Annotated in this window: 3 protein-coding genes; 2 read left to right on the top strand and 1 reads right to left on the bottom strand. The window is 70.2% G+C overall.

Going from position 1 to position 4,946, the window contains the following annotated elements; translation table 11 throughout:
• Positions 1 to 1,286, top strand: a 1,286-nt coding sequence (locus FJ251_13445; GenBank protein ID MBM4118711.1) for a peptidase S41, incomplete at its 5' end; no start/stop codon positions are given.
• 233 nt (positions 1,287 to 1,519) lie between these two features.
• Positions 1,520 to 2,089 (top strand): hypothetical protein, encoded by a 570-nt coding sequence (locus FJ251_13450; GenBank protein MBM4118712.1) that lies wholly within the window; start codon positions 1,520 to 1,522, stop codon positions 2,087 to 2,089.
• Positions 2,090 to 2,189: 100 nt separating this feature from the next.
• Here the strand turns inward: FJ251_13450 and FJ251_13455 are convergent, their stop codons facing one another.
• The gene (locus tag FJ251_13455; GenBank protein ID MBM4118713.1) at positions 2,190 to 4,934 is read right to left on the bottom strand and encodes a hypothetical protein; all 2,745 of its coding nucleotides are present in this window, start codon (positions 4,932 to 4,934) and stop codon (positions 2,190 to 2,192) included.
• Between the last annotated feature and the right edge of the window lie 12 nt (positions 4,935 to 4,946).

Below are 4,946 nucleotides of genomic sequence, written 5' to 3' on the forward strand. Positions count from 1 at the left end.
AAGAGCCGGACGACCTCAGCGAGGCCCGCGTCTCCCTCGACGGCGTGGTCATCGATCTCGACCCGCGGGAGGAATGGGCGCAGATCTACCACGAGGCCTGGCGGCGCATGCGCGACCGCTACTGGGACGAGGACATGGGCGGCGTCGATTGGGCGGCGATGCGCGAGCAGTATGCGACGCTGCTCCCGCTGCTCGCGAGCCGCGACGATCTCGGCGACCTGCTCGGCGAGCTGATCGGCGAGCTGAACACCAGCCACACCTACGTCTGGGGCGGCGACCGCGGCGTCAACCCGCCCGGCGTGGCCACCGGTCTGCTCGGCGCCGACCTGGCGCGCGAGGGCGTGGTCTACCGGATCGCCCGCCTCTACCACGGCGACGAAGCGGACGACCTCGCGGCGCCGCTGCTCGCGCCCGGCGTGAACCTGCGCGAGGGCCAGTACATCCTCGCCGTGAACGGTCTGCCCTTCGCGCCGGACCAGCCCTTCCACGCCAGCCTCGAGAAGCTCGCGGAGAAGGACGTCCTGCTCACGGTCGCCGATGACGCGGCCGGCAAGCAGAACCGCCGCGACCTCGTGGTCACCACCCTGCGCAGCGAGGGCGCGCTGCGCTATGCCGACTGGGTGCGCCGCAACCGCGAGTGGGTGACCCAGGCCTCGGGTGGCAAGTTCGGCTACCTCCACATTCCCGACATGGGCTACGACGGGATGACCACCTTCGACCGCTGGTTCTACCCGCAGACCGATCGCGAGGGACTCATCGTCGATTGCCGCTGGAACGGCGGCGGCTTCGTCTCGCAGATCCTGCTCGAGCGGCTGCGGCGGCCGATCACGGCCTGGGACCGCACCCGTTTCGGCGGCGTCGAGACCTACCCCTACCGCGCGCTCAAGGGGCCCTTCGTCGTGCTGACCAACCAGGAGGCCGGCTCCGACGGCGACATCCTGCCCCGCGCCGTGCAGATCGAGGAGCTGGCGCCGGTGATCGGCATGCGCTCCTGGGGCGGCGTCATCGGCATCAGCAACGGGGGGGACCTCGTCGACCGCGGCACGGTGACCTTCCCCTTCGCGGCCTGGTGGGAGAAGGACGGCGGCTGGACGATCGAGAACTACGGCGTCGACCCCGACATCGTCGTCGAGAACCTGCCCCAGGAGGTGGCGAGCGGCAAGGACAGCCAGCTCGAACGCGGCCTGGGCGAGTTGAGCCGTCTCCACGCGGAGAACCCGCCGGCGAAGCCGGACTTCGGGGCCATCCGCGCGCGCTCCCGCGAGAGTTTCCGCCGCGAGCGCTAGAGGCGCCGGATCCGCCGCCCGGCGCGGTCCCCTTCGCGGGGGCCGCGCCCTTTGCTTGCCGGCGGCGGCTGGCGCCGCCCTTGCACGCGTCTACGCGTCTGCGGTCACGATGGCGGTCGAGAGGGCGCCCGCTTCCCCGAGCTGCCCGGCGATTCCTCGACCTTCCCCCCGCCCGGCGGGGATGGGCATTCGCTGCCGCCCTCGGCGCCGCACAACGCGCAAGGAGACGCAAAATGAGAAAGCTGCTAACGAGCCTGCTCGTCCTGGCCCTGACCGGCGGCGTCGCCGTCGCCGACACCTACATCGGCCTCTTCGCCGATGGGCAGGCCAGCCACTGCTACGCCCCGACCGCCGCCTACACCACGACGCGAGTGCACGTCATTGCCTGGCTCGACGCGAGCTGGGTCGGCCAGATCTCGGCCTGCGAGTTCTATGTCGAGAACTACCCGCTGGACGGCCCGGGCGGCATCGTGACGCCGGTCTGGAGCACCCCGCTGGTGATCGGCTACGTGAACTACGGCATCGCGCTGGCCTTCCCGAATCCGCTGAACGGGCCCCTGGCCTATCTGGGCCGCATGGACTTCTACTGCATCGACCCGGCCTGGCTCGGGGACAATTACGCCCTGGCCGTGCGCCCCTCGCGCCAGAGCGACACCCTCGCCCTTGTGAACACCCTCGGCGAGACGATCCCCGTTGCGGGCGGCCAGTTCACCTTCAACTGCACGAATCCGTCGGCCTGCGACTGCCTTGAGTCCGTCGCCACCGCCGACATGAGCATCAGCAACGTGAAGGCTCTCTACTAGGCCAACACCGCTCGGATTCCATGGCAACGCAGAGGGGCCGCGCGCAGGCGCGGCCCCTTCCTGTTTCCTCGCTCCAGTGTCAGCAGCGCTGACCGGGCGCTCATCGCAGCAGCACCAGCTTGCCGGCCTCGCGGCGCGCACCAGCGTCGAGCCGGTACAGATAGACGCCGGTCGGCAGCGCCCGGCCCTGCCCGTCCTGCCCCTGCCAGACATACTCCTGCCGCCCCGCGGCGAGCCATCCGTCGACGAGGGTCACCAGGTGGCGCCCCTGGACATCATGCACCGACAGGCGAACCGCCGAGGCGAAGGGCAGGTCGAGAGCTATCGTTGTGTGTGGATTGAAGGGGTTGGGATAGCAGTGAGAGAGGCGACCTCCACTGGGAGTTGCCTCGTCGACACCGGTTCCCGCCGGCAGTCGGCGCAGATCGAGTTCCTGGGGACCGTTGCCCGCTGGGCTGAGCCAACGCGAGTGCGGGAACTGCGGTGAACGGCTCGCCGTGCGGAGCCGCCAGTGGTAGCCCGTGCCCACCGCCAGACCGCTCGCCAGACCGCTGAGTTCGACAGCGCTGCCCTGGGCATTCGGCGCTCCCGTGTCGCCCGTCTCTCCAGTCCCCAGGTCGAGGCCATCGAAGGGCGTCCCCAGTGGCGCCAGCTCCCATTCCAGGCGCAGGTGATCGCGCCCCGCCGCGCTACGACCGCGGACTCTCAGCAGGAAACCGTCCTCGACTGTCCCCCCCAGGAGGTCGATGGGAGCAGCTCCGTCCGCCTGCGCCTGGCGCACCGCCCGATCCATGCCGTTGATGCCATTGCCGTGGAACAGCAGGGCGCGCCCCTCCTGGGCCTCGCCGCTGCTGTAGCGAGAGAGGCCTACGAGGAGATCCGCAAAGCCATCGCCAGTGACATCGCCCGCCCCGGCGACGGCATTGCCCAGGCGGGCTCCAGCCTGATTGCCCTCCAGCGACCAGGTCGGCGACGCCGAGAGGCCCCCCGACCCGCCCAAGTAGAGCCAGGCGCCGCCTTCCTCCGCCTCACCATTGCTGTAGCCGTAGCCGCCGGCGACGAGGTCCGAGTAGCCATCGCCGTTGATATCTCCCGCGCTGGCCAGAGCCTCACCGAAGTACGCGGCGGCGGCAGGACCCTCCTCGATCCAGGCGGCCAGAGCGCCCAGGCCGGCGGCGGAGCCATGGTACACGCTGGCGAGGCCGCAGGCATTGCCAGCGGCACCATCGAAGGCCCAGGCGCCGATCGCCACGTCCCCATAGCCGTCCCCGTTCACGTCGCCCGCCGAGGCAACGGCGTGCCCGAGGCCGGCACCGGCCTGATTGCCCTCTACGGCCCAGTTGGGTCCGGCGCCCGGCCCCCCGGCCGAGCCCGCGAACAACCAGACGCAACCTTCAAGGATCTGCCCACCGCTGAAGTTGGGCGCTCCGGCAAGGAAGTCGCTGAAGCCATCGCCGTCCACGTCGCCGGCGCCGGCAACTGCGTAGCCGAGGCTGGCGCCGTCGTCCGCCTGGGTCCAAGTCCAGTCGGCCGCGCTCGCTGGACCCTCCCCGGCGCCGAGGTAGACGAAGATCGCGCCGCCATTGGGATCCGGCTGGTCCCAATAGGGCGCGCCGATCAGGAGGTCACCGAGCCCATCGCCGTCCATGTCGCCGGCGCCAGCCACGGACCAGCCGAAGCCAGCCGCTGCCTGGTCCCCATCAGCGCTCCAGTCGGCGTTGCCCGGTGTTCCGCTGGCTCCCAGTCCAGCGGCGCCGCCGAACCAGAGGAACGCAGCTCCCTCGCCCCCCTCCTCAGGCAGGTTCTCGTAGTCCGGAGCGCCGACCAGCACATCCGAGTAGCCGTCGCCGTTCACGTCGCCGGCTCCAGCGACGCTCTGACCGAAGTGGGCGAAGGCTTGATTGGCCTCGGCCGTCCAGATTGGGTTCACGGTTGGACTCACCGGTTGGCCGGCGTAGACAAACACGCGGCCCTCGTCTGCATGCCCGTTGTCGTACCACGGCGCGCCGACGGCGAAGTCCGAGTAGCCATCGCCGTTGACATCGCCCACCGACGCCAGACTCCAGCCGAACTCGCCATTGGCCTGGTTGCTTTCCTGCAGCCAGCCGGCGCTGGCAGCGAGTCCCGCTCCGTAGCCGTGAAAGGCGTAGGCGCGCCCCTCGTTGACCTGCCCGTTGTCGTAGAGCCAGGCGCCGATCAGGACGTCCCCGAAGCCGTCGCCGTTGAAATCGCCGCCGGCTGCGACCGCCTTGCCAAAGCCCGCCCCTGCTTGGTTGCTCTCGCCCGTCCAGGCCGCCGTATCGCTGGGACCGTCGGGATCGCCATGGTAGAAGTAGACTCTGCCTTCGCCGTCCTGGCCATTGTCGTAGTCCGGGGCGCCGACGAGGAGATCTGCGAAGCCGTCGCCGTTCACGTCCCCAGCCGTGGCCACGGCCGCTCCCAGATGGGCATTTGCCTGGTTGCCTTCGCGCGACCAGGCCGCATTCGCCGGCGAGCCATTCGCGCCGAGGTCAGCCGGGCCACCAAGCCAGAGACAAGCGAGCCCCTCGTCAACCTGGCCACTGTCGTAGTTGGGGGTCCCGACCAGGACGTCGGCGTAGCCGTCGCCGTTCACGTCGCCCGCCGCCGCCAGGGCCGTGCCCAGTCCCGCGGCATTCTGATTGCCTTCGGCATACCAGTCGGCGTTGACTGGCGTGCCGCTGGCGCCCAGGCCGGCCGCACCGCCTAGCCACAGGAAGACGCCGCCCTCGCTGGCCTGGCCATTGCTGCCGTAGGGGCAACCCCCGAGGATATCGGCATAGCCGTCTCCGTTCACATCGCCGGCCCCGGCTACCGCCCACCCCATCGCGGAATTTTT

Source organism: bacterium (assembly GCA_016873475.1).
Lineage (GTDB): Bacteria > Krumholzibacteriota > Krumholzibacteriia > JACNKJ01 > JACNKJ01 > VGXI01.

Coding starts and splice junctions, on each gene's coding strand:
- FJ251_13450 (MBM4118712.1), top strand. CDS start 1,520: ATGAGAAAGCTGCTAACGAGCCTGCTCGTCCTGGCCCTGACCGGCGGC.
- FJ251_13455 (MBM4118713.1), bottom strand. CDS start 4,934: ATGGGGTGGGCGGTAGCCGGGGCCGGCGATGTGAACGGAGACGGCTAT.